Source organism: Aeromonas sp. R5-4 (assembly GCF_040908215.1).
GTDB lineage: Bacteria > Pseudomonadota > Gammaproteobacteria > Enterobacterales > Aeromonadaceae > Aeromonas > Aeromonas veronii.
In genome coordinates, this window is sequence record NZ_JBFODG010000034.1 from 237,671 (window position 1) to 261,794 (window position 24,124).

Genomic DNA, 24,124 nt, shown 5'->3' on the forward strand with positions numbered 1-24,124 from the left:
GTTCCCTCCTTATTGCGCCTGGATTCTGAGTTCTGCACTGGAACGGCTGGTGTGACCCAGCAGCGATTTCACGTCGCTGGACTTGGGTTTGATCAGCCTGAACTTGGGCACATAGGAGTCGAAGTTGGCCAGGATCTCCTCGGCGCGCGAGCTGCCGGTCTCATTGAGGTGCGCCGTGATGATGCCGCGCAGGTGCTCCTGATGGATGGCGAGATCCGCCACGTCCAGCAGTTCCACCAGCTCGGGGTTGGTGCGCTTGGCGAAGTTGCCGCACTCGTCGAGCACGTAGGCAAAGCCGCCGGTCATGCCCGCCGCGAAGTTGACGCCGGTCTGACCGAGCACGGTGACGATGCCGCCGGTCATGTATTCACAACCGTTGTCGCCAATCCCCTCGACTACCGCCAGGGCGCCGGAGTTGCGCACCGCGAAACGCTCGCCGGCAGTCCCTGCGGCGTAGAGTTTGCCGCCGGTGGCGCCGTAGAGGCAGGTGTTGCCGATGATGGCCGCTTCATGGGATTTGAACGCCACACCGACATGGGGCTTGATCACCAGCTTGCCGCCGGTCATCCCCTTGCCCACGTAGTCGTTGGCATCGCCAGTGAGGATCATCTCAAGGCCACCCGCGTTCCAGACGCCGAAGCTCTGGCCTGCGGTGCCGTTGAAGTGCACCTTGACCGGGTCTGCTGCCATCCCCTGGTTGCCGTGACGTTTGACGATCTCGCCCGAGAGGCGCGCCCCCACCGAGCGGTCGGTGTTGCGAATGTCGTAGCGGAACTCGCCGCCGCTTGAGGTCTCGACCGCCTCCAGCAGGTCTTCCACCATTTTCAGGTTGAGCGGCCCCTTGTCGAAGGTGGGGTTGTGCTGCTGGCTGAACAGGCTGGAGCCTGCCGGAGCAACTGGACGGGCCAGAATGCCAGAGAGATCCAGCTTGGCCTGACGGGCGGTGAGGCCGGGCAGGGCTTCCAGCAGATCGGTGCGGCCAATCAGGTCAGTCAGCTGGGTGACGCCGAGCTGGGCCATCAGTTCGCGGGTCTCTTCGGCGATGAACTTGAAGTAGTTCATCACCATCTCCGGCAGGCCGGTGAAGTGCTCGCGACGCAGCTTCTCATCCTGAGTGGCAACGCCGGTGGCGCAGTTGTTCAGGTGGCAAATACGCAGGTATTTGCAACCGAGCGCCACCATGGGGCCGGTGCCAAAGCCGAAGCTCTCGGCGCCGAGGATGGCCGCCTTGATGATGTCGAGGCCGGTTTTGAGACCGCCATCCACCTGCAGCCGCACCTTGTGGCGCAGACCGTTGGCGACCAGCGCCTGCTGGGTTTCAGCCAGACCCAGTTCCCACGGGGAGCCGGCATATTTGACCGAGGTGAGGGGGCTCGCGCCAGTGCCGCCGTCATAACCGGAGATGGTGATGAAGTCGGCATAGGCCTTGGCCACGCCGCAGGCGATGGTGCCGACGCCGGGCTCGGAGACCAGTTTCACCGACACCAGACAGCTCGGGTTGATCTGCTTGATGTCGAAGATGAGCTGGGCCAGATCCTCGATGGAGTAGATGTCGTGGTGCGGCGGCGGTGAAATCAGGGTCACGCCGGGCACGGAATAGCGTAGCTGGGCGATCTGGGCAGTCACCTTGTCACCGGGCAGTTGGCCACCCTCGCCGGGCTTGGCCCCCTGCGCCACCTTGATCTGCACTACATCGGCGTTCATCAGGTAGTGGGGGGTGACACCAAAGCGGCCGGAGGCCACCTGCTTGATGCGGGAGTTCTTCTCGGTACCGAAACGCTTGGGATCCTCGCCCCCTTCGCCGGAGTTGCTCTGACCACCGAGACGGTTCATGGCAACAGCCAGTGCCTCGTGGGCCTCAGGGCCGAGGGCGCCGATGGACATGGCGGCGGAGTCGAAGCGGGGGAACAGCTTGTCGGCTGGCTCAACCTGATCCAGCGCGACCGGATTGTCGACCTTCTTCAGTGCCAGCAGATCGCGCAAGGTGGCAACCGGGCGCTCGTTCACCAGACGGGCATACTCCTTGTAATCGGCATAGTTGCCGGAGCGCACCGCGGTTTGCAGGGTCTGCACCACATCCGGGTTATAGGTGTGGTACTCGCCGCCGTGCACGAACTTGAGCAGGCCGCCGTGGGGGAGGGGCTTGCGCACCAGCCATGCCTGACGGGCCAGATTGTGCTGATCCTGCTGGATGTCGGCAAAATCGGCACCCTGAATACGGCTCGATACGCCGCGGAAGCAGGTATCGACCACCGACTTGGCCAGGCCCACCGCTTCGAACAGCTGGGAGCAGCGGTAGCTGGCGACCGTGCTGATGCCCATCTTGGACATCACCTTGTAGAGCCCCTTGTTGATGCCGTTGCGGTAGTTGACCATCGCCTGGCGCAGGGACATGGTGAGCACGCCCTCTTCAACCTGTTTGGCCAGGGTTTCGTAAGCGAGATAGGGGTAGATGGCGGTCGCGCCAAAGCCGAGCAGCACCGAGAAGTGGTGCGGGTCACGGCAGCTTGCAGTTTCCACCAGAATGTTGGCGTCGCAGCGCAGGTTGTTGTCCACCAGGGTGCGCTGTACCGCGCCCACCGCCATGGCGGCCGGGATCGGCAGGGTGTCGGCGCTGATATCGCGATCCGACAGCACCAGCAGCACGGTGCCACTCTTGGCAGCAGTTTTGGCCTCGTTGCAGATGCGCACGATGGCCGCTTCCAGCCCCTCTTCGGGCTTGAAGTTGAGGCTGATCACCTGATGACGGTAGTACTCACCTTCCAGTGCCAGCAGCTGGTGGAAGTCGGAGTAGAGCAGGATCGGCGACTGGAACAGCACCCGGTGGGCGTGGCCGAAGGTCTCGTTGAAGACGTTCTGCTCGCGACCGATACAGGTGGCCAGCGACATCACGTGGTTTTCCCGCAGCGGGTCGATGGGCGGGTTGGTCACCTGGGCAAACATCTGGCGGAAGTAGTCATAGAGGGTGCGCGGGCCGGAGGAGAGCACCGCCATCGGGGTATCATCCCCCATGGAGCCCACCGCCTCCTGACCATTTTCACCGAGCACCCGGATGATCTGATCCAGCTCCTCGAAGGAGTAGCCAAATAGCTTCTGATAGGTTTTCAGCTGGTCGTCGGAGAACTCGCGGCTACCGGTCTGGCTGTCGTCCATCTGCTCGAAGGGGACCAGTCGGCGGCAATGTTTGTCCATCCACTGTTTGTAGGTGTGGCGGGTCTTGAGATCGTCATCGATCTCGAAGCTGGTCCACACCTTGCCGTTGCTGGTATCCACCACGAACAGCTCGCCCGGGCCGACTCGGCCCTTCTCCAGCACTTCGTCCGGGGTGTAGTCCCAGGTACCAACTTCTGAGGCGAGGGTGATGAACTTGTCCTTGGTGATGACGTAGCGGGCCGGACGCAGACCGTTGCGATCAAGTGCGCAGGTGGCGTAGCGACCATCGGTCATGACGATACCGGCGGGGCCATCCCACGGCTCCATGTGCATGGAGTTGAAGTCGTAGAAGGCGCGTAGGTCGTCATCCATGTTCGGGTGCTTTTGCCATGCTGGCGGGATCAACAGGCGCATGGCGCGGAACAGGTCCATACCACCGGCGAGGAAGAGATCCAGCATGTTGTCGAGGCTGGAGGAGTCAGAGCCGGTGGTGTTGACGAAGGGAGCCGCTTCCTGCAAATCGGGGATCAGCGGCGTCGCAAATTTGTAGCTGCGCGCCTTGGCCCACTGGCGGTTGCCGGCGATGGTGTTGATCTCGCCGTTGTGGGCCAGATAGCGAAACGGCTGCGCCAGCGGCCAGCGCGGGCTGGTGTTGGTGGAGAAGCGCTGGTGGAAGACGCAGATGGCCGCCTGCATACGGATGTCGGCGAGATCCAGATAGAAGCGCGGCAAGTCCACCGGCATGCACAGCCCTTTATAGACGGTGACCAGGTTGGAGAGGCTGACCACATAGAAGTAGTCGTCGTTGACGCGCTTTTCGATGCGGCGGCGCACGATATAGAGACGGCGCTCGAGATCCTTGTCGACCCAGCCGGGCGGGGCGTTGACAAAGACCTGTTCAATGCTGGGCAGGGAGGCTTTGGCGATGGTACCGAGTACGTTGGTATCGACGGGCACCTTGCGCCAGCCGACCAGACTCAGGGTCTCTTTTTCCAGCTCTTCGTCGATGATGTCGCGAGTCTGCTGGGCCAATACGGGGTCAGGGTTGAGAAACAGCATGCCGACCGCATAGTTGCGGCCAAGGTGCCATCCCTTCTCCTCGGCGACAGCTCTGAAGAAGCTGTCCGGTTTTTGCAGCAGCAGACCGCAACCATCGCCGGTCTTGCCATCGGCGGAGATCCCGCCGCGGTGCTGCATGCGAGCCAATGCTGACATCGCGAGACGGACAAGCTTGTGGCTGGCTTCCCCTTCCATGTGGGCCAACAGGCCGAAGCCACAGTTATCCCTCTCCAGCTTTGGATCATATAGTGACATTGCATTTCTCCCTTGCTCGGCCTTGTATCGCACAGTCATCACCTGACTGCATAAATTGCGATTGGCTCTTGTGGTTCCGTCTGCCTGACGTGGCGAATCTCCAAACTAATGGGATTTTCTGGCGAGGTCAATCGCAGGTCAGGTTTGTCTTCATGGTTACATTCGCATAACAAAATGTCGGGTTAGGGGGATTAGCTCGCAGTTATGGAGTGTTTATTCTGTGTAGTTTGATTTTGTTGGTTAAATATATCGCCATTGGCGGGCTCAATGGTGCGCTCGGCGACGATGGGCGAATGTAGTAATTTTACCAACCCGATGTGGCCGACAGCGGAAGGGATCACATTTTCAATATCCCATGCTTGCAATTGTGTGCTGTCGGGTCTCTTTGAATTTTTCATTGTTCAACAGTGGGTTATCAGGTCTCATTTTCATATGGATGTTTACTGTTTGAATCGTCAAAGAACTGTAAAAATCCTTTTTTTGCGCTTTTTCTCTATATTTATTCAAAATTGATCGGGTATTTATATGTTTTACCCTCTCCGCTAGCTTGATCCAGCTCAGCCCCTGTTTTGCGCAAGCTCGTACAATGGCGCTCCTTTAGCGGAGGTGTCATGCAGTTACACGAACTTGTCAATACATTCGGTCAGGATCTCAAGCAGCGTCATGGTCAGAAGATCCACAAACTCTCCATCCACGGGGCCTTCACCTGCCCGAACCGTGACGGCACCCTGGGCCGTGGTGGCTGCACCTTCTGCAACGTATCCTCTTTTGCTGACGAGTCGGCTCAGCAACTCTCCGTGGTGCAACAACTGCTGGCTCGCCGGGACGAAGTCACCCGTGCCAAGCGTTATCTTGCCTACTTTCAGGCCTATACCAGCACCTATGCCGAGGTCGAGTATCTGCAGCGGATGTATGAAGAGGCGCTGTCAGTGAGCGATATGGTGGGGCTCTGCGTGGGCACTCGCCCCGATTGCGTACCTGATGCGGTGCTGGATCTGTTGGCGGGCTATCAGGCCCGGGGCTACGAGGTGTGGCTGGAGCTCGGGCTGCAAAGTGCCAACGACAAGACCCTGCAACGGATCAACCGCGGCCACGGTTATGCCGCCTATGAGGATGCGGTAAGACGTGCCCATCAGCGCGGCATCAAGGTATGTGCTCATCTGATCGTCGGCCTGCCGGGCGAAGTGCCGATGGACAGCCTCGATACCCTGCATCGCATCGTTGAGACCGGTGTTGAGGGGATCAAGTTGCATCCGCTTCATGTGGTTGAGGGTAGTACTCTTGGCAAGGCATGGCAGGCGGGGCGCCTTGAGGTATTGACGCTGGAGCAGTATGTGGAGGCGGCCGTTGCCATGATCCAGCACACGCCGCCCGAGGTGGTGTATCACCGGATTTCGGCCTCCGCGCGCCGTCCGACTCTGTTGGCGCCAGCCTGGTGTGAAAACCGCTGGACGGCCATGGCGGACATTGCCAAAGCACTCTCATTGAACGGCCCGCAAGGTCACGCGTTGGGCAGACCCTTCATACTTCCTGACCTATAATTGAGCGCCAGATTATTATTTTCACGTAAAACATAGGGTTATATAAAAAACTTCATACCCTAAACTATAGTTTTGGTACGTGCCGGTTGATATAGTGGTGCGCCATAATAAATGTCATTATCAATTAACTCCGACATTCACCCTGATTGCAGTGTTAGCATGGTGTTGATGAGCCGATTATTTTTACCAATAACGAATCATGCCGCCATTGCTGCTGTGCCGGGAAATTGGCGATGAGTGTCGCGATCTATCTGGACAGGTTTATCCCCTGATCAGTCTCATCAGCGGGAAGGCCACTCGGTTTTAGCGTGGCTATAGCAGGGAAATATGAGCGATGAACGCTCTTATCTACCTCATTTATGCAGTGACAGGATGCTATGCAAGCAGAAACAAGTCGTATTGATGAGTTATTGGAGTGTCTGGTCTTCTTGACCCGTTTTTATGGTGTGCCCAACAGTCAGGATGCCCTGACGACCGGGTTGCCACTGGTCTCCGGACGCCTGACTACCGCACTCTTTTGCCGTGCTGCCGAGCGGGGCGGGTTATCCGCCCGTGAAGTGATCCAGCCACTGGCCGATATTTCTCCCTTGCTGCTGCCTTGCGTATTGCAGATGCGCAGTGGTGGCGCCTGCATTTTGCTGGAGTGGAACGAAGATCGCAGCCAGGGGAAAGTGATTTTCCCGCAGGCTGGTGATGCCGCGCAATGGCTGACCGCAGCCCAATTGGGTGATGAGTATCTGGGGCGCCTCTTCTATGTAAAGAAGCAGTTCAAGTTTGACGAGCGCTCTCCCAAGGTGCTGGAAACCCGTGATGGACACTGGTTCTGGAGCACCTTGTTCGAATCCCGCGGTATCTATCGCGATGTGCTGATCGCCTCCATTCTTATCAACCTGTTTGCCATTGCCAGCCCTCTTTTCACCATGAACGTCTATGACAAGATTGTGCCCAATCTGGCGTTTGATTCACTCTGGGTGCTGGCGGTCGGGGCCATGGTGGTCTTCACATTTGATTTTGTGATGCGGCAGTTGCGCAGTTACTTTATCGATATCGCTGGCAAAAAGTCTGATGTGCTGCTATCCGCCAAGATTTTCGCCAAGGTGATGGGCATGCGGATGGAATCTCGTCCCGCTTCCACTGGCGCGTTCGCCAAACATCTGCAGGAATTTGAATCGGTGCGGGAGTTTTTCACCTCCGCAACGGTTTCTACTCTTATCGATCTCCCTTTTGCCGTCTTCTTCCTTTTTATTATCTGGATGTTTGCAGGTGTGATGGTGGTGGTCCCCATCGTCGCCATGCTGATCCTCATCGCCTACAGCTTATATATTCAGGAGCCCCTCAAGCAGTCCATCGAAGAGGGTTCGCGCCTTGCGTCCCAGAAGAACGCCAACCTGATTGAAAGTATTTCCGGGCTGGAAACCGTCAAGATTTTCGGCGCCGAGAGCATGTTCCAGCATCGCTGGGAACAGGCCGTTTCCCATATTTCCACCTGGGGCGTACAGACCCGCCGCATTACCAACTCCATGTCCTCGCTGGCCAGTTATATCCAGCAGGTGGTGACGGTCGGTCTGGTAATCGTCGGTGTTTACCAGATCTCCGAAGGTTTGGTCACCATGGGGGGGATGATTGCTGCTGTGATGCTATCCAGCCGCGCCATTGCGCCTATGGTGCAACTCTCCGTGTTGTCGACCCGTTATAACCAGGCCAAATCTGCACTGGATATTCTGGAAAAAATCATGCAAACCCCGGGAGAGCAGGAGGAGGGCAAGCAATATATCCATCATCCGGTGATTGCCGGTCGAATTGAATTCGAAAATGTCTCCTTCAAATATCCGGGAATGGAAACCAGCACCCTGCACAATATCAATTTGCGCATTCAGCCGGGCGAAAAGGTGGCGATTATCGGCCGGATTGGGGCGGGTAAAACGACCCTGGAGAAGCTGTTGATGGGGTTGTATCGACCGACCGATGGCTCGGTACGTATCGACGGCTTTGAACTTGATCAACTGCCGCCTGCGGTGATCCGTCGCAATATCGGCTGTGTTCCGCAAGATGTCATTCTCTTTTTCGGATCGGTGCGGGACAACATCATGCTGGGTAATCCGCTGGTGGATGACGTGAGAGTATTGCGCGCCGCCAAGCGGGCGGGTGTCACCAACTTTACCAACCGGGATCCCAACGGGCTGGATCGGCAGATAGGTGAGGGTGGCCGTCAGCTTTCCGGTGGCCAGCGTCAGTCGATCCTGCTGGCACGCGCCCTGCTCAATGATCCCCCCATTCTGGTGATGGATGAGCCGACCTCCAACATGGACAACCAGTCCGAGATGCAGGTCAAACAGGAGCTCGCCAGACTGGGCCCGGAAACCACATTGATCCTCATCACTCACAAAACCTCGATGCTGGATGTGGCATCGCGAGTGATCGTCATCGAGCAGGGGCAGATAGTGGCTGATGGCCCCAAAGAGGTGGTGTTACAGCAGTTGAAGGAAGGCAAGGTGCGCGTGCAGGAGGTGTCCCATGGTTAAGGGGCTAATGGACTGGTTCAAGCGCAGCAAAAAGACGCCTTCCGGCGATGTATTGCCAGCACCCGAGCATCTGGAGTTTGTCGATGACGGCGCGGCAGCTGTACTGCTGACCACGCCGACCGGAGCTCGTATCCTGCTATGGTGCTGTTTCCTCTTTTTCATGAGCGCCATCGTCTGGGCGGCCTGGGCCGAACTGGATGAAGTCACCGTGGGTCAGGGCAAGGTTATTCCGTCCCGTCAGCTGCAGGTGATCCAGAACCTGGAAGGGGGGATCGTCAAAGAGATCTTCGTCAAAGAGGGGGATATCGTCGAAAAGGGGCAGCCGCTGCTGCGTATTGATGACACCCGTTTCCGCTCCGACTTTAGAGAACGGGAGCAAGAGGTGGTCACCCTCAAGGGGGATGTGGCCCGTCTGCGCGCCGAGATGGCCAGCGTCGAGGTGAAAAACGACCCGGCACTGGGGTGGCGTGAGCAGGTCGTGGTAGGCGAAGCGCCTATTCAGTTCCCCGATGGTTATGAAACTGTCTTTGCCGAATACGCACACCGTGAGCGCTCTGTACAGCGGGATCGCCTCAATAACCTGAAGAACCAGCTCTATATTCTTGGTCAGCAAATCGAACAGAAAGAGCAGGAGCTGATTGAACTGAATGCCAAGATCCGCACCGTGAATCGCAGTGTGGATCTGGCCAGACAGGAACTGAATATTAGCCGTCCGCTGGCGAAAGAGGGTATAGTGCCTCAAGTGGAGCTAATTAAGCTGGAGAGGCAGGTCAACGAGATGCAGGGGGAACTGGAGAGCAACCGTCTGCTGATCCCAAAACTCAATTCGGTACTGCGTGAGACCATCTCCAAGCGTAATGATATTGCGCTGAAGTTCAGAGCAGATTCCCAGACTGAACTGAATGAGAAACAGGGGCGGCTTGGCCAGTTGTCAGAAGGGCAGGTTGGCTTGCGAGACAGGGTCGACCGGACCAGCGTGATTGCTCCGCTCAAGGGCACCATCAAGAAACTCAAGATCAACACCCTGGGCGGCGTGGTTCAGCCCGGCATGGATTTGATGGAGATTGTGCCGTTGGAGGATACCTTGCTGGTAGAAGCCAAGGTGTCACCGAAAGATATCGCCTTCCTGCGACCGGGGCTGGATGCCATCGTCAAAATTACTGCCTACGACTTTACAATCTATGGAGGATTGCATGGCAAGGTTGAACAGATAAGTGCGGATTCGATCCAGGATGAGGAGGGGAACTCCTTTTATCTGGTTCGTGTTCGAACAGAGAAGAGTTACTTGGGCGATGAGCTTAACGCACTTCCCATCATCCCCGGTATGTTAGCCAGTGCTGATATCATTACTGGTAAAAAAAGTGTCCTAGACTATTTGCTTAAGCCGATTTTACGGGCAAAGCAGTCGGCACTGAGAGAACGATAAGCCAACAATCTAAAAACAAAACATGACTGGAGATAACATGAAAAAAACGATTGTTGCCATGCTGGTCAGTGGCTGCATCCTGATCCCGAGTTTAGGTCAGGCCCAGACTCTGGAAGAGTCGGTGGCACAGACACTTGCTACGCATCCCAAGATAAAGGAAGCGTTTGATCTGTATCAGGCACGACTCTATCAGCATGATGGAGCCAAGGGTGGCTATTATCCTACGATCGATCTGCGTGGTGGTGTAGGTTATGAGAAGACGGACAGTCCTTCGACAAGAATTAACCCAAACAGTGATGACTCGTTGACTCGTAAAGAGGCTGGACTCAGCCTGCGGCAAATGTTGTTTGATGGCTTTGATGTCAGCAACAACGTCTCCAGAACCGAAGCTGAAGCCAATGCCCAGCGTCTGGCGATGATCTCCGAAGCTGAAAATACCGCGCTGCGAGTAGCTGAGGTCTACCTCAATATGCTGCGTCAGCAGGAGATTTTGGAACTCTCCAAACAGAACCTGGAAACCCACGAACAAATCCGCAGCGACATCAGCAAGCGGACTGATTCAGGGCTTGGTTCTACTGCGGATCAGACCCAGATTGAAGGTCGTGTTGCCCGGGCCTATTCAAATCAGGCCGCTGCAGAAAACAACTATCGCGACGCAGAGAGTGAATTTATTCGTGTCGTGAACGAGGTTCCCAAAGATCTGGTACAGCCGGTTCCCAATACCGAGCTTATCCCGACCAGCCTCGATAGTGCGCTGAAAACAGCGACCGAAGTCCACCCGACCTTGCTCTCTTCCCTGCAGGATATCGAAGCGGCCAAGTATCAACATGAAGGTGCCAAATCCGGTTTCTACCCGAATGTGACATTCGAGGTCGATCAGAACTGGAATGAGGATATCGATGCGGTCAAAGGGCGCAACGATGATCTGACCGCCATGGTGCGGATGCGTTACAACCTGTTCCGTGGCGGTTCTGATGTGGCAGAGAGCAATGCAACATCGGCGCTCTACTCTCAGGCGAAAGACATTCATTTGAATGCGTTCCGCCAAGTGGAGGAAGGAACTCGTCTGGCCTGGAACGCGAAAGAGTCGTTGGCCAAGCAAAAGACCTTCCTGAAAGAGCATGTTGACGCCAGCTATGACACCGTACAGGCGTACAAGAAGCAGTTTGGGTTGGGTCAACGGACATTGCTGGACGTATTGAACACCGAGAACGAACTGTTTGAGGCGCGTCGCAGCTATATCACTGCCGAGTATGATGCACTGCTGGCGGACTATCGCATTCTCAACGCGACAGGCAGCCTGCTCAATGCATTTAGCGTTAAACAACCCGCTGAATGGCAGGCCAGGCAATAACCGTTTGTTCATGATCCCGCTGGGATCATGAACGCCAACATGGTGATTGCAGCTGGCAGTCACCATGTTTGGCTAACGCAGGTTGTTGTACGAGCTTTGAGGAGTGCAGCAGTAATAATGCAGCAGGAATATGATGTGACACTCCAGCGTGGTACCGGTAGCCGATGGTGTTATCTTCTCAATGAATGGAGATACCGATCCTTACGCGCTCTGCGCCACTCCTTATGGATCCTGCTGTTACCCTTCTCACTTCTGCTCTGTGCCAGTCAGCCTCTGCCACAGGAAGATCTCAACTTGATCAAACGGGCGGAGCAGACCTATGGCGCCAGAGCCGGCAAGCGTGTAACTAGTTGGCGTATGCTGGTCATGGAGACGAAGGGCAGGGCCCTGAGCGAAGAAAAAAAGCTTGAGCGAGTAAATAATTTTTTCAATCGGATGCGTTTTATTGACGATATCAAGTTGTGGCGCAAAAAGGATTATTGGGCAACCCCGCTAGAATTTTTGGGAGCCGCTGGGGGAGACTGTGAAGATTTCAGTATCGCCAAATACTCTACGCTGCTCGAGCTTGGGATCCCTGATGATAAAATGCGGATGGTGTACGTCAAGGCTCTTGATTACAACCAGTTTCACATGGTGGTGGCATATTATGAGACACCCTCTTCCGTTCCGGTTATTTTGGATAATTTGATAGGCTCGATTCGCCCTGCCACACAGCGGCGTGATCTGGTGCCTATTTACAGTTTTAACGGTAGTCACTTGTGGTTGATGAAGGCACGAGGCCAAGGGGAACTGGCTGGTCAATCATCCCGCTTGGGATTATGGAATGATTTACGCAATCGCATGACCTCGGGGCGATTGGCTCGGCCAGTGGTGAATTTGGATGATTAACCTATGACGCTCTATCGACAGTTATTAGCCACCATGCTGCTGCTGTTTGGATTGTTATTTGCGGCCACATACTGGGTGCAATTCAATTCAACCCGCACTTATCTGGCGCAGCAACAGGAAACAACGGTCATCAATACGGCAACCTCACTGGGGCTTGCGCTCACCCCCTATCTGGAAAACGGTGACAAGGTTGGTGCCGAGTCGGTGATCCAGGCCATTTTTGATGGTGGCTATTATCGACTAGTTCGCCTTGATCTGCTGGCATCAAAGGATGCCATCGAGCAGGAAAATACCAACAATATTCAGGGGGTGCCACAGTGGTTTGTGAAATTGGGACTGTTTCCTGAGGTATCTAACGAGTCAATTCTGACGTCTGGCTGGTTGCAGCTTGGAAAATTAAAAGTAGTGGGTCACCCCGGCCAGGCTTATTACGAGTTGTGGCGTGGGATGAGTGAGCTGGCGAGCTGGTTTCTGGTCGGCTTTTTGATCACCACAATTTTGTTGATGAGAGCACTCAACTACTTGCTCAAGCCACTCAAACAGATCTGTGATCAAGCCGTCGAGATTGAGCTGCACCATTTCGGTCATACGATCCCGGAGCCTAAAACCCATGAATTGAAGCAGGTCGTTCAGGCGATCAACACCCTCTCAAGCAAGTTGGCGTTGCAGTTCAAAGAGCAAGCCGATGAGGCCGAGAAATTGCGTGAGCGGGTTTATGTCGATGCCGTGTCGGGGCTTGGCAACCGAGCCTATTTTGTGGGCCAGGTAAACGCATGGATAGCGGAGGCTGGCCAAGGTGGCGTCATGCTGGTTGCGGTCGACATGCTGGATGATATCTATCGCGATGAAGGCTTTGCTGCCCGTGACAACATGGTCAAATCGATAGCTCAGGCTTTGAAAGAGCAATTAAAAGGGTGGGATGGCGCAGCCTTGGCACGGATCTCCGCGACGGAATATGCGCTGCTCTGTCCAACTGACGATCTCACTCAGTTAAAAGAGCTGGCTGAAGTGATTAATAGCCGCATTGCCGATCTGGTGGTGAATCCAATGGGCGAAGGGGATGCGCTCTCCGTCATCGGTATTGCTGGTCGTGATGGCAATGATGATCTCTCTGCCTTGTTGACCAAAGCCGATAACGCGCTTGGCAAGGCGCGCAATGAACGCCGTGGTGCTGTGGTGATGGAAGGGGGGACCGAGCAAGGTTTGATGGGGCGTTTGGCCTGGCGAGATCTGGTACAAGATGCCATTTCACGACAACTTTGGCGCTTCAAAGCACAACCAGCTTGCCGGTTTGATAATGGAGCAAGGTTGCATGCCGAGCTATTTGCTTCTATCTCTCGGGATGGCACTGATTATTTTGCCGGTCAGTTCTTGCCCGCGATTGAACAGTTCAAATTGGGTGGCGAGTTTGACCAAGCGGTGCTTGATGCTTGCGTTCCATTACTGCAAAAACAGTCTGATCTGGTACTGGCGATCAACATCACTGCTGGCTCGCTCTGCTCGGATGAATTTTTAACCTGGCTGACGCGCTATCTGACCGAGCATGCAGAGCTCAAAGAGCGGTTGTTATTTGAAATACCTGAAGCTGCCATCATGAAACATAAAGACAACGTGGCTGCGTTGGTTGGCACCTTGCAAGCTCATGGTTTCCAGTGGGGGGTTGACCACTATGGTCGTCACTTCCAGTCTCTGGGCTATCTGGAGGAGTTGTCGCCGGCTTATGTCAAGGTTGATCACGGTTATACCAGTCAGGTCATGGAGCCGGGGGCTGACACCTCATTCCTGGCTGCAGTGTGTCGCGCCGCACACAATGCCGGTGTGACCACCATTGCGACCCGTGTCGAGGATCAACATCAAGTGGAACTGCTTTCCAAGTTGCATATCGATGGTTACCAGGGATTTGTTCATCCTGCCTTCCCATTGTCTTGAATTAAATGGCCCCGATAGGTAATGCCAGTCAGTTAAGTCTGACTGGCATTGTTTTTATTGGCTTTTTGCACCGCATACTTTTGTGGTCTTGCCTTCACACTGCGGGGGTAACTCCGCTCCCTTCGCTCCGGTAATACAAACTGCCCCGCCTGCTTATCCAGCTCCGCCACCCACTTCGGGATACTCCCCGGTGACAGGTACGGCATTCAGTTCAGTTCATGGATGAGGTACACCTATGCCATGTGAAAACTCAGCTGGCTCGCCGTGTATCCCTTCAGACTCGCCGCCATCTTTACCATCTGGCTGCGCAGCAGGTTATACGCCAGCAGCACGCCCCACAGCTCTTGCCGTATCCCCGCCGCCTTCTTGCTGCGCAGGGTCCGCCGGTGTTGTTGCAGGCTGTGCTTCATCTCCCGATAGCCCAACTTGTAGTGGTCAACTAAATCCGGACACTTGGTTAGGCCGATCTTCGGCTTTTGCTGGCGGCATCCCGTGATTGTATTGATGTGGACGCCGCCAGTTGTAGTAATCCATCAGGTAGTAACTGATATCCCGCTTCGCCTCTCGCAAGCTCATATATCCCGTTGCCGGGAGCCACTCTGACTTCAGGCTTCTGAACAACCGTTCCATCGGGGCGTTATCCCAGCAGTTGCCACGCCGACTCATTCTCTGGGTCATGCGATAGCGCCACAGTCGTTGCCGAAATGCCCGACTGCCATATTGGCTGCCCTGGTCGGAGTGAAATAGCGCACCGAATGGGCAACCCCGCGGCTGATAGGCCATCTCCAGTGCTTTGATGGCCAGCTCGGCATCTGGTTTATCTGACATCACCCAGCCCACGACCCGTCGGGTATGCAGGTCGAGCACCACGGCCAGGTAATGCCAACGACCACCGGCCCAGACGTAGGTGATATCGCCACACCACACCTGATTGGGTTGCTGGACATCAAATTCGCGGGCCAGCAGATTGGGAATGTCCGGTCGTTCAGACCGTGCCACCTTATAGCGGTGTGCGCCCGGCTGTTTGGATACCAGCCCGGCTTCCTTCATCAGGTTACGTACTTTGAATCGGCCAATCTGATACCCCAACTCTCGCATCATCGACATCAAGGCGCGGCTGCCCGCTGAGTTCCGGCTCGCTTTGAACAACCGGCGCAACTCAGAGCGCTGCTGCATGCGCTCACGGTTAATCGCCCGCCTGCGGGCCAGATAATCGTAAAAACAGGAAGTGGGCACATCGAAGGCGCAGCAGACCAGAGTGATGGGGGCTTGCTCCCTTAATCGGTCTATCAGCGCGTACGTGTGAAGTCGTCCGCCATCAAGAGAGCAGTAGCCTTTTTTAGAATGTCCTTTTCACGTTCGAGTCGATTGATACGGGCTTCCAGCTCCTGGATTTTCTGCTGCTCAGGAGTTAGCGCTTTGCTGATTGGGGTTGTGCCACTGTGTTCGGATTGAAGCTGCTGAACCCAGCGACGAAGTACGGTTTCACCAACGTCCAGTGAACGGCTGGCTTCGGGGACTGAATATCCCTGGTCGAGCACCAGGGATGCGGCTTCGAGTTTGAATTCGGCAGTAAATGAGCGACGTAATCTTGTCATTGAACACCTCAGGTCATGGTGGCGACTGTACCACCTAAAATGATGTCCGGGATGATTAGACCACTATAATGGCAACGTAGCGGTGGCAATGATACCCTTGAGGGAGATAGTGGTAATGACATCATCTTTGGGCAAAAAGGGAGTGATACCCTGATTGGTCGTCTTGGTGAGAGCATCCTTATTCTGGGGAGCGACACTATGACCGGTGGCGCTGGCTGCAATGCCTGGAAGTGGATAGCTGGCAATACGGATGGCAGTACCTACACTGTCACGGATTTCACCTTGGGGACACCTGCAAGCGGTGGAGATGTACTTGATCTGTCTGATTTGCTGGTTGGCGTACCAGCATGGGATGAAAACGAAGATTTGGCGGTGGTGTTGGAGAATTACTTGTAGCTTATGACTACCAAGATGTTGACTATCGATTCCGCTGAGGCAGGTGGAGAGACAGAACTTTCTAAGGTAGTCTCGATTTGGAGGTTAATGGTCCTACCACCGATTGCAACAACATCGTTAAGCAACTGCAGGATGTTGGCAACCTCAAGGTGGGTCTATAACCTTGTCTCGGGGCCGGGCTTGCCTGGCCCCTGTTTTTTCCCTAAGGGGATGGATAAGATAGCGGTAGTAGAGGAGAGGGGTAATCATGCAGTCATTCAACTGGGTCGACATTGATGGCATCCGTTATAGCTGGGATGGGCAGGGGAACATTACCTGCGCAGGCCAGTTTGGCTATCAGGCCTCGATCGCGGGGGATCGGCTGGATGGGATGGAGATTGAGAATGAGGCCGGTGATGTAGCGGGCTCGCTCTATGTTGATTTCGCTACGGCCTCTATCACTTATGTGCCGGTCATGGATACCGAGTCTGCCCATAACATGATTCTGGTTGGCCATCATCAGGGGCAGCAGGAGTATCCGCTGGCCAGTTTTCACTCTCCGTTGTTGCAAGATTTGCTAGGACCATCTGATACCATCCCTTGGTCTGCGATGGAGGAGGATAGTGGTGGCACCAATATCGGACAGGCGGTGCAAGGACATGTTCTGTCGTGGGACTCGTTCCATTTCGATGATGAGGTGTTGGTCTGTGGCGCGGCTCCTGCGCTGGATATGGCAAACCAGAGCCAGGATCCCGGCAGCATGGTCACCATTAGTCTCGATCTGACCAATCAGATACTGGATCAGCTCCCCCCCTTGCACGATATATGAATCCCTTAGCTGCACGGGCATAATGGCCTCAATCTTTCCGATTGAGGTTTTTTTCTATGTGGCGTCCCCTTCTTACTCTTTCTGCTCTGGTTGTCAGTGCTCCGCTGCTGGCGATTGAAGTGCCGCAAGCGCCCCATCTGGTGGTGAGCGGTTATGCCGAGCAGAAGACCGAACCCGATATGCTCACCCTCAATGTGGAGGTGAGTGCACTGGATAAGCAGGGCCTCAAGGCCAAGCAGCAGGTCGATACCAAGGTCGCAGCCTTTTTCAGCCAACTGGAAGGGTTGGGGATCAAGCGCAGCGATGTTGAGGCTGGCAACCTGATGGTCTCGCCGGAATATCAGTATGGCGAAAACAAGAAGCCGGTATTGTTGGGGTATCGTGCTCAGCGGCAATTGGCGGTGAAGCTCTATCAGCTCGACAAGTTGAGCCCCCTGATGGATACCGCACTCAAAGCCGGGCTGGAGTCCGTATCCCAGATTGAGTACGGGTTGAAATCGCCGCAGGTCATCAAGGAGCAGGCCCGTCTGAATGCCGTTGAGGATGCCAAAACCAAGGCTGAATTTCTGGCCAAGGCGTTCGGGATGAAGCTTGGCAAGGTCTACAGTGTGGAGTACCGCAATGCTTCGCCCATTACCGCCTACAGCCGCAACCTGAAAGTGGTGCAGGCCATGGCGATGGCTGCACCTGCGGCGGATATGGCGGACAACAGCTATCAACAACAGCAGATCACGGTAAGTGATAATATCGAGGCTGTTTTCTTGCTGGAGTGATGCCCGTCGTTTAAGTCCAGTCATGAACAACCCCGCTATTTGCTGCGGGGTTTTTATTGCGCATCGATGCAGATATAAAAAAGCCGACGCTCGTGTTTACTTAATCGAGCGTCGGCTTTTTGTTGCGCTGGGTTTATCAGGCAGTCACAGCATCAGCCTTGGTCGCTTCAGGAGCCGGGTTGCGGATGAGGTAATCAAACGCACCCAGTGCGGCGGTGGCGCCAGCACCCATGGAGATGATGATCTGCTTGAACGGTACCGTGGTGGCATCGCCAGCGGCGTAGACGCCGGGCAGGGAGGTCGCCCCTTTGGTATCGATTTCGATCTCGCCAAAGCGGGTCAGGGCAATCTCGCTCCCTTTCAGAAACTCGGTGTTCGGTACCAGGCCGATCTGGACGAAGATCCCCGCCACCGCCAGATGTTTTATCTCACCGGTGGTGCGATCTTCGTAGTCCATACCGACCACCTTGCTGCCATCACCGATCACTTCGGTGGTGCGAGCGCTCATGATGATGTCGATATTGCCCATGGAGCGAGCCTTCTTCTGCAGCACTTCATCGGCACGCAGGGTGTCGGCGAACTCCACCACAGTCACATGCTCGACGATGCCAGCCAAGTCGATCGCTGCCTCGATGCCGGAGTTACCGCCACCGATCACAGCTACTCGCTTGCCCTTGAAGAAGGGACCATCGCAGTGCGGGCAGTAGGCCACGCCCTTGGTGCGGTACTCGAGCTCGCCCGGCACGTTCAGGTCGCGCCAGCGGGCACCGGTCGCCAGGATCACGGCGCGGCTCTTCAAGGTGGCGCCAGAGGCGAGATCCACGTTCACATATCCATCTTTACTGATGGCGGCGGCACGCTGCTCGGTGATCACTTCCACGCCGTACTCTTTGACGTGCTGCTCCAGGCTGGCGGCCAGCTTGGGGCCTTCGGTGTAGGGCACGGAGATAAAGTTCTCGATGCCGACGGTGTCCATCACCTGACCACCGAAACGTTCGGCAACGATGGCGGTGCGAATGCCTTTACGAGCGGCATAGATGGCCGCTGCGGCGCCAGCCGGGCCACCGCCCACGACCAGCACATCGTAGGGATCTTTCTCATTCAGCTCGGCAGCCTTGCGCTCGGCGGCACCGGTGTCGAGTTTGGCGACGATCTCTTCGAGCGAAATACGGCCCTGGCTGAACGGTTGGCCGTTCAGGTAGACATTCGGCACCGCCATGATTTGACGCTCGGCAACCTCTTCCTGGAACAGGGCGCCGTCGATCATGGTGTGAGTGATGCCGGGGTTCAGGGTCGCCATCAGGTTGAGGGCCTGTACTACGTCCGGGCAGTTGTGGCAGGAGAGGGAGATATAGGTCTCGAAGTGGAACTCACCCTTGAGATTGCGGATCTGCTCCTGCACGGCCGCATCGGCCTTGGAGGGGTGGCCGCCGCTTTGCAGCAGGGCGAGCACCAGAGAGGTAAATTCATGACCCATGGGGATGCCGGCAAAGTGAACGCGCGGGGCTTGCCCCTGCGGCGCGACACTCATGGAAGGCTTGCGAGCGGCAGTGCCAGAGGTCTGGGTGATCTTGGGGGACATCTCGGCGATCTCGCTGGCCAGTGCCAGCAGCTCTGCAGATTTGTCGCTGTCGTTGCCGGACACGCTGATCTCGATGGGATTGACGATGTACTGCAGATAGGTGTTCAGCTGTTGTTTGAGGTTGGTATCCAACATCTTCGAATTCCTTCTTGTGATTGCGGGTCGGCGTGAGATGTAAGCCGGAAAGCAGACCGGCGCCTTTGCTTGGGGCCGGAAACAAAACCGGCCCTTATGCGGGCCGGTCTTGGAAGCGGGAGGCTTAGATCTTGCCTACCAGGTCCAGGGACGGGGCCAGAGTGGCTTCGCCTTCTTTCCATTTAGCCGGGCACACTTCACCCGGGTGGGAAGCAACGTACTGGGCTGCTTTGACTTTGCGCAGCAGTTCCAGTGCGTCACGGCCGATGCCGCCAGCGTTGATCTCGACGATCTGGATGATGCCCTGCGGGTCAATTACGAAGGTACCGCGGTCAGCCAGACCAGCTTCTTCGATCATCACGCCGAAGTTGCGGGTGATGGTACCAGTCGGGTCACCAATCATCGGGTACTGGATCTTCTGAATGGTGTCAGAAGTGTCGTGCCATGCTTTGTGAGTGAAGTGGGTATCGGTAGAGACAGAGTAGATCTCAACGCCCAGCTTCTGGAATTCAGCGTAGTTGTCAGCCAGGTCGCCCAGCTCGGTCGGGCAAACGAAGGTGAAGTCAGCCGGGTAGAAGAAGACCACGGACCACTTGCCTTTCAGGTCAGCGTCAGACACCTGAACGAATTTGCCATTGTGGTAGGCGGTAGCATTGAACGGCTTGATTTCAGTGTTGATGTAGGTAGACATGTAATTGCTCCTTGGTGATGTACATATGCCGGTCTGGTGTTGAAGAGTCTTGCCAGACGAGGCGCTTAACTTTCGATGGATTCATCATAGGGGCTTCCGTTAATCGATAAAAGCCGCAATTTTGAATCGCTTAAATCTACTTATTAGATAGCTCACTATGGCTGTACCTAACATGAATATCTCTGGCCTACTGAGATAACTCCTTGTCGTGGTTCAATATCTGTGCGCTACATCGCCTTTTCAAGGCATAAGAAGGGGTGTGCAGAGCCACGATGACGCGATGAGATAAACGGTGGTGCAAACAGGTGGCGCAGGAGGTTGAGGCAGCTGCTTGCAGCGATGGGGATGTGCTGGCAAGGGGAGGCAGAAAGGCGCAGATAAAAAAATCCCGGCGCTATCGCAACGACAGGGCCGGGTCATCAAACAAGGAATGGCTATATAAACAAATGCTTTACAGCAAAGACTAACTACGGGGTGTGCAAACTTGCAGACATATGAGAGGAAGATAATGGGTGCACAATCCCTCGTCTCCCCCTCGGCAACTATTGCATGAGAGGGATGATAGTGTGACGCAGATCACAAGGCAAGCATTTGGTGTAATTTTTCAATCAAAATGAAAGTGTTTCATCATTTCAGCTTATTTTGACGGCTGAAAACGCTTTTATTGTAATTTAATTACAAGTTGATCTATCAAAAGTCGGTAGGTGGTTCCTGCTCTTCCATCAATTCCAGCAGGTTGATGGCCACGGCAATAAAGTCCGACTCGGTGACAATGCCGATCAGCTTGCGTCCTTTGAGTACCGGCAGGCAGCCATATCTGTGCCGCTGTAGGTAAAGTGCCGCCTCCTTGATGCCGGCGTGAGGATCTACGCTCGCCACTTGCCGTGTCATGATCTCGTCGAGTTGCACGCTGTCGGTAAATTCTGCTTCCCGCTCCGGGCTGATGAGCAGCAGCTTGGATTCCCGGGTGGCCAGGATATCGGTGAGGGTTACCAACCCCAGCAGGTGATGCTGCTCATCGACGATGGGAATGTGGCGGATCCGCTCCTGCTGCATCAGGTCCATCGCCTGTTTGACACTGTTTGACGGACCCAGAGTGAAGGGGTGTTCGGTCATGATTTCGGATAGGGTCATCATGGTGGGCCTCCTTGTGTATCTGCTTTCACCCTAGCCCAGCCCCAACTGGCAAAACATGATCAGGGTCAATACAGAACATTAAAGAATCATTAACCGGATGTGTGTCTCAATATTGCTCGCTACCCCTTGTCTCTCTTGGGTTTTTGGTCTTTTGGGTTGCCTTGGAAGATGGGGATAACTAGACTAGCCGCCGATTCCCCCCGAGGTGAAAGATGCAAGTATCCGATTTTCATTTTGATCTGCCAGACGAGCTGATTGCCCGCTATCCGATGGCAGAGCGTACCGCCAGCCGCCTGTTGCAGCTCGATGGTCAGACTGGCGCCCTGCGCCACGGTCAATTTGTGGATGTGCTGGATCAGCTCAATCCGGGTGACCTGCTGGTATTCAATAACACCCGTGTCATTCCGGCGCGCATGTTTGGCCAGAAGGCCAGCGGCGGCAAGCTGGAGGTACTGGTCGAGCGCATTCTGGACGAGCACAGCGTGCTGGCCCATGTCCGTGCCTCCAAGGCGCCCAAGCCCGGCACCCGGATGATCATGGATGGTGGTGTTGAAGCCGAGATGCGCGCCCGCCACGACGCCCTGTTCGAGATCCACTTCCTCGACCCGCGTCCGGTGCTGGAGATTTTGGAGGCCATCGGCCACATGCCGCTGCCCCCCTATATCGACCGTCCCGACGAGGATGCCGACAAGGAGCGCTACCAGACCGTTTACAATCAAAAGCCGGGCGCCGTCGCGGCGCCGACCGCTGGTCTGCACTTTGATGAGCCGCTGCTTGAGAAAATTCGGGCCAAAGGGGTTGAAACGGCCTTCGTCACCCTGCATGTAGGGGCGGGGACCTTCCAGCCGGTGCGGGTTGAGAAGATTGAAGATCACCATATGCACTCCGAGTATGCGGAAGTGCCGCAAGAGGTGGTAGATGCCATCGCGGCCACCCGGGCCCGTGGTGGTCGGGTGATTGCGGTGGGGACCACATCGGTGCGTTCGCTGGAGAGCGCGGCCAAGGTCACCCTGGCGCAGGGCAAACCGCTGGCGCCCTTCTTTAGTGACACCGATATTTTCATCTTCCCTGGCTACCAGTTCCAGATTGTCGATGCCATGGTCACCAACTTCCATCTGCCGGAGTCGACCCTGATCATGCTGGTCAGCGCCTTTGCCGGTTATGACAACGTGATGGCGGCCTATCAGGCAGCCGTGGCCGGGCAGTACCGTTTCTTCAGCTACGGGGACGCCATGTTCGTCACCCGTCGCCAGGTTGAAGCATAAGCTTCAGCTTATTTACCGGGCCGTGAGTGGCCCTCCTATTGTCAGACTGTTTATCTGACGCAGCCGAGGTAGCAATGAAATTTGAACTGAAAACCACCGACGGCCGTGCCCGTCGCGGTCAACTGGTCTTCGAACGTGGTGTGGTACAAACGCCGGCCTTTATGCCGGTCGGGACTTACGGCACCGTCAAGGGGATGACCCCGGAAGAAGTGCGTGAAACCGGCGCCCAGATCCTGCTGGGTAACACCTTCCACCTCTGGCTGCGCCCGGGTCAGGAAGTGATGCGTGCTCACGGCGATCTGCATGACTTCATGAACTGGCAGGGCCCGATCCTGACCGACTCCGGTGGTTTCCAGGTGTTCAGCCTGGGCCATATTCGCAAGATCACCGAAGCGGGCGTCCACTTCCGTCACCCCATCAATGGCGAGAAGATCTTCCTCGACCCCGAGAAGTCCATGGAGATCCAGTTCGATCTGGGCTCCGACATCGTGATGATCTTCGACGAGTGCACCCCGTACCCGGCTACTTATGAAGAAGCGCGCAAGTCGATGGAGATGTCCCTGCGCTGGGGCAAGCGCTCCCGCGACAAGTTTGATGCGCTGGGCAACAAGAACGCCCTGTTCGGCATCATCCAGGGCTCGGTCTACGAAGATCTGCGTGATGTCTCCCTCAAGGGGCTGCTGGAGATCGGTTTCGACGGTTATGCGGTCGGTGGTCTGGCCGTGGGCGAACCCAAAGAGGACATGCACCGCATCCTCGAGCACGTATGCCCGAAAATTCCGGCTGACAAGCCGCGCTACCTGATGGGTGTCGGCAAGCCGGAAGATCTGGTGGAAGGGGTGCGCCGTGGTATCGACATGTTCGACTGCGTCATGCCGACCCGCAACGCCCGCAACGGCCACCTGTTCACCACCGATGGCGTAGTGAAGATCCGCAATGCCCAGCACCGCAACGACACCAGCACCCTGGATGCCGAGTGCGATTGCTACACCTGCAAGAACTACAGCCGCAGCTACCTGCACCATCTGGACAAGTGCAACGAGATCCTCGGTGCCCGTCTGAATACGATTCATAACCTGCGTTACTACCAGCGTGTGATGCAGGGTTTGCGGGACGCGATCGAGCAGGGTAAATTAGACGACTTTGTAACAGAGTTTTACCGTCGGCAAGGGAAGCCTGTGCCTCCGTTAGCTGAAAATAACGTTAAATAACAACATATAATTTTGTTTTTTTAAATCTACATCAATAAGAGGTTGTTAAATGAGCATTATCTCCAAGGCGTATGCAGAAGGCGCAGCACCGGGTGCACAGGGTGGTGGTATGGAAATGATCATCATGCTGGCCGTATTCGGCCTGATCTTCTACTTCATGATCTATCGTCCCCAGGCCAAGCGTGCCAAGGATCACCGCAATCTGATGAGCTCCTTGTCCAAGGGTGATGAAGTGCTCACTTCCGGTGGCCTGGTTGGCAAAATTGCCAAAGTGGCTGCAGACAGCGATTACCTGGTGATCGCCCTGAACGACCAGACTCAAGTCACCATCAAAAAGGACTTCGTCTCTGCCGTTCTGCCCAAGGGTTCTATCCAGTCCCTTTAATCTCCCAAGGAGCACA

17 protein-coding genes and 1 pseudogene are annotated in these 24,124 nt (G+C 55.7%); 12 read left to right on the plus strand and 6 right to left on the minus strand.

Annotated features, from left to right (window positions below; translation table 11 throughout):
* Positions 1 to 9: 9 nt before the first annotated feature.
* A complete protein-coding gene (gene gltB / locus AB5Y83_RS19625; protein ID WP_144712619.1) occupies positions 10 to 4,467 on the minus strand; it encodes a glutamate synthase large subunit in 4,458 nt (1,485 codons plus the stop codon).
* A 611-nt stretch (positions 4,468 to 5,078) separates the two neighbouring features.
* Here gltB and AB5Y83_RS19630 point away from each other — a divergent pair.
* The 6 genes from AB5Y83_RS19630 (at position 5,079) to AB5Y83_RS19655 (ending at position 14,127) form a co-directional block, all read left to right on the plus strand.
* On the plus strand, positions 5,079 to 6,008 hold the full coding sequence (locus tag AB5Y83_RS19630) for a TIGR01212 family radical SAM protein (protein WP_042083735.1): 930 nt from the start codon (positions 5,079 to 5,081) through the stop codon (positions 6,006 to 6,008).
* A gap of 377 nt (positions 6,009 to 6,385) precedes the next feature.
* Positions 6,386 to 8,530, plus strand: a complete 2,145-nt coding sequence (locus tag AB5Y83_RS19635; RefSeq protein ID WP_216948819.1) for a type I secretion system permease/ATPase — start codon at positions 6,386 to 6,388, stop codon at positions 8,528 to 8,530.
* Positions 8,523 to 9,956: an HlyD family type I secretion periplasmic adaptor subunit gene (locus AB5Y83_RS19640; RefSeq protein WP_236380965.1), complete on the plus strand. Its 1,434-nt coding sequence runs from the start codon at positions 8,523 to 8,525 to the stop codon at positions 9,954 to 9,956. Before AB5Y83_RS19635 ends, AB5Y83_RS19640 begins: the two co-directional genes overlap by 8 nt.
* Positions 9,957 to 9,993: 37 nt before the next feature.
* Complete coding sequence (locus tag AB5Y83_RS19645) at positions 9,994 to 11,310, plus strand: TolC family outer membrane protein (protein WP_019445098.1); 1,317 nt, start codon at positions 9,994 to 9,996, stop codon at positions 11,308 to 11,310.
* Between the two features lie 135 nt (positions 11,311 to 11,445).
* A complete protein-coding gene (locus AB5Y83_RS19650; protein WP_005350994.1) occupies positions 11,446 to 12,198 on the plus strand; it encodes a transglutaminase-like cysteine peptidase in 753 nt (250 codons plus the stop codon).
* Between the two features lie 3 nt (positions 12,199 to 12,201).
* Positions 12,202 to 14,127 carry an EAL domain-containing protein gene (locus AB5Y83_RS19655; protein WP_368175810.1) on the plus strand — a complete coding sequence of 642 codons (1,926 nt, stop codon included), beginning with the start codon at positions 12,202 to 12,204 and terminating at the stop codon, positions 14,125 to 14,127.
* 32 nt (positions 14,128 to 14,159) lie between these two features.
* Here the strand turns inward: AB5Y83_RS19655 and AB5Y83_RS19660 are convergent.
* Both AB5Y83_RS19660 and AB5Y83_RS19665 read right to left on the minus strand, forming a co-directional pair.
* A pseudogene (locus AB5Y83_RS19660) lies at positions 14,160 to 14,555 on the minus strand (IS4 family transposase); the annotation flags it as partial.
* Between the two features lie 7 nt (positions 14,556 to 14,562).
* A protein-coding gene (locus AB5Y83_RS19665; RefSeq protein ID WP_368175811.1) for an IS3 family transposase occupies positions 14,563 to 15,725 on the minus strand; the annotation gives its coding sequence in 2 pieces (ribosomal slippage) (positions 14,563 to 15,470 and positions 15,470 to 15,725; 1,164 coding nt in all).
* A gap of 198 nt (positions 15,726 to 15,923) precedes the next feature.
* On the opposite strand from AB5Y83_RS19665, the gene AB5Y83_RS19670 reads away from it, so the two are divergent.
* The 3 genes from AB5Y83_RS19670 (at position 15,924) to AB5Y83_RS19680 (ending at position 17,702) form a co-directional block, all read left to right on the plus strand.
* Positions 15,924 to 16,121: a type I secretion C-terminal target domain-containing protein gene (locus tag AB5Y83_RS19670; RefSeq protein WP_021229696.1), complete on the plus strand. Its 198-nt coding sequence runs from the start codon at positions 15,924 to 15,926 to the stop codon at positions 16,119 to 16,121.
* Positions 16,122 to 16,368: 247 nt separating this feature from the next.
* Entirely contained in the window at positions 16,369 to 16,929 is a 561-nt protein-coding gene (locus AB5Y83_RS19675; RefSeq protein WP_005337339.1) for a hypothetical protein, read from the plus strand.
* 56 nt (positions 16,930 to 16,985) lie between these two features.
* Positions 16,986 to 17,702 (plus strand): SIMPL domain-containing protein, encoded by a 717-nt coding sequence (locus AB5Y83_RS19680; protein WP_368175812.1) that lies wholly within the window; start codon positions 16,986 to 16,988, stop codon positions 17,700 to 17,702.
* Positions 17,703 to 17,838: 136 nt separating this feature from the next.
* Here AB5Y83_RS19680 and ahpF read toward each other — a convergent pair whose 3' ends face one another.
* The 3 genes from ahpF to AB5Y83_RS19695 form a co-directional block, all read right to left on the minus strand.
* On the minus strand, positions 17,839 to 19,419 hold the full coding sequence (gene ahpF / locus AB5Y83_RS19685) for an alkyl hydroperoxide reductase subunit F (RefSeq protein WP_076495810.1): 1,581 nt from the start codon (positions 19,417 to 19,419) through the stop codon (positions 17,839 to 17,841).
* A gap of 124 nt (positions 19,420 to 19,543) precedes the next feature.
* On the minus strand, positions 19,544 to 20,110 hold the full coding sequence (gene ahpC / locus AB5Y83_RS19690) for an alkyl hydroperoxide reductase subunit C (RefSeq protein WP_005337335.1): 567 nt from the start codon (positions 20,108 to 20,110) through the stop codon (positions 19,544 to 19,546).
* A gap of 690 nt (positions 20,111 to 20,800) precedes the next feature.
* A complete protein-coding gene (locus tag AB5Y83_RS19695) occupies positions 20,801 to 21,247 on the minus strand; it encodes a CBS domain-containing protein (RefSeq protein WP_013723842.1) in 447 nt (148 codons plus the stop codon).
* A gap of 212 nt (positions 21,248 to 21,459) precedes the next feature.
* On the opposite strand from AB5Y83_RS19695, the gene queA reads away from it, so the two are divergent.
* The 3 genes from queA to yajC all read left to right on the plus strand — a co-directional run bounded on the left by queA (position 21,460) and on the right by yajC (position 24,108).
* Positions 21,460 to 22,512 carry a tRNA preQ1(34) S-adenosylmethionine ribosyltransferase-isomerase QueA gene (gene queA, locus AB5Y83_RS19700; protein WP_005344678.1) on the plus strand — a complete coding sequence of 351 codons (1,053 nt, stop codon included), beginning with the start codon at positions 21,460 to 21,462 and terminating at the stop codon, positions 22,510 to 22,512.
* Between the two features lie 74 nt (positions 22,513 to 22,586).
* The gene (gene tgt, locus AB5Y83_RS19705) at positions 22,587 to 23,723 is read left to right on the plus strand and encodes a tRNA guanosine(34) transglycosylase Tgt (RefSeq protein WP_159143915.1); all 1,137 of its coding nucleotides are present in this window, start codon (positions 22,587 to 22,589) and stop codon (positions 23,721 to 23,723) included.
* Positions 23,724 to 23,772: 49 nt separating this feature from the next.
* Positions 23,773 to 24,108: a preprotein translocase subunit YajC gene (gene yajC / locus AB5Y83_RS19710; RefSeq protein ID WP_005337327.1), complete on the plus strand. Its 336-nt coding sequence runs from the start codon at positions 23,773 to 23,775 to the stop codon at positions 24,106 to 24,108.
* Positions 24,109 to 24,124 lie beyond the last annotated feature (16 nt).